Source organism: Paraburkholderia sp. GAS42 (assembly GCF_050436565.1).
Taxonomy (GTDB): Bacteria; Pseudomonadota; Gammaproteobacteria; order Burkholderiales; family Burkholderiaceae; genus Paraburkholderia.
Map to the genome: position 1 here is coordinate 1 of NZ_JBNDML010000065.1, position 1441 is coordinate 1441.

The window sequence follows — 1441 nt, forward strand, 5'->3', positions numbered from 1 at the left end:
GATCCGTTCGCCGATGTCTGGGAGAGCGAAGTGGTCCCATTGCTACGCGCTGCGCCAAAGCTGAAGGCGATCACCCTGCTGCGCAAATTGCAGGAGGACCATCCCGAGCGCTTTCCGGACAGCATGCGGCGCACGTTTGAGCGACATGTCAGCCAGTGGCGCGCGCTCGAAGGGCCGAACCAGGAAGTGTTCTTCCCTCAAACGTATCAACCGGGCGCGCGAGGCCTGTCGGACTTCACGCACATGGACAAGTTGAGCGTAACGATTGGTGGCATCCCGTTCAACCACCTGCTGTATCACTTCGTGCTGGCGTTCTCGCGCTGGGAATACGCCAGCGTGGTTGATGGTGGTGAGAGCTTCCAGGCGCTCGCGACGGGACTGCAGAACGCGCTTTGGCAGGCCGGCGGCTGCCCACGCGAACACCGTTCCGACAGTCTGTCGGCGGCGTTCAGAAACCTGCAGGAAGAGGAAGACTTCACGGTTCGCTATACAGCGCTGCTCGAACATTACGGGATGCAAGGCACGCGCAACAACCGTGGCATGGGTCATGAGAATGGCAGCGTCGAATCCTCGCATCGCTATCTGAAGGATCAGGTCGATCAGGCTCTGGAGTTGCGCGGTCACCGCGACTTCGCAGACCGCGCCGCGTACGACGAGTTCGTGCGCGGGGTGGTAATGCGCCGCAACCGGCGCAATGCTGCAGCGTTCCAGATCGAGCGCGAACACTTGCTGGATCTGCCTGAGCACCGTACCACCGACTTCGTTGAAGAAGAGGCGCGTGTGACCCGTTGCGGAACGTTCACCGTACGTTGCGTCCTGTACAGCGCGCCGTCGCGGCTGATCGGCCATCGTCTGAAGGTGCGCCTCTACAGCGACCGGCTCGATTGCTATCTGTCCGGCGCGCTCGTGCACAGCACGACGAGGGCCACGCACACGAGCAAGCGGCGCGGTCGCGGCATCGACTACCGGCACTTCATCGACGCACTCAAACGCAAGCCGCAGGCCTTCAGGGGTCTCGCGTTCCGTGACGATCTGTTTCCGCGTGAAGCCTATCGTCGCACCTGGGAACGACTGGATCAGGCACTGACGCCGCGTAGCGCCTGCAAGACCATGGTGGGCTTGCTTGAACTCGCCGGGCACCACGGCGTCGAGGCACAACTGGCAGAGCGGCTCGATGCATTGCTCGAACTCGGTGAACTGCCCGATCTGAAGGCGTTGTTCGATGAGTTCGCGCCGCGCCAGGCCGAGTGTCCGGTGGTTGTCGTCGAGATGCCGTCCGCCGCGCTTTACGACACGTTGCTCGATGAGGAGGTGCTCGCATGAACGCCGCCTACGATGCTGGCCGTATCGCACTTATGCTCAACGAACTGCGCCTGCCAACGATCGGCCGGTTGTGGCCGGACTTCGCTGAACGCTCGGACAAGGAAAGCTGGCAGGCGTC

1 protein-coding gene is annotated in these 1441 nt (G+C 62.5%); it reads left to right on the plus strand.

Annotation, left to right across the window (positions count from 1 at the left end):
- The coding region (gene istA / locus P3T16_RS34780) for an IS21 family transposase (protein WP_429345659.1) at positions 1-1323 on the plus strand (1323 nt) is incomplete at its 5' end.
- Between the last annotated feature and the right edge of the window lie 118 nt (positions 1324-1441).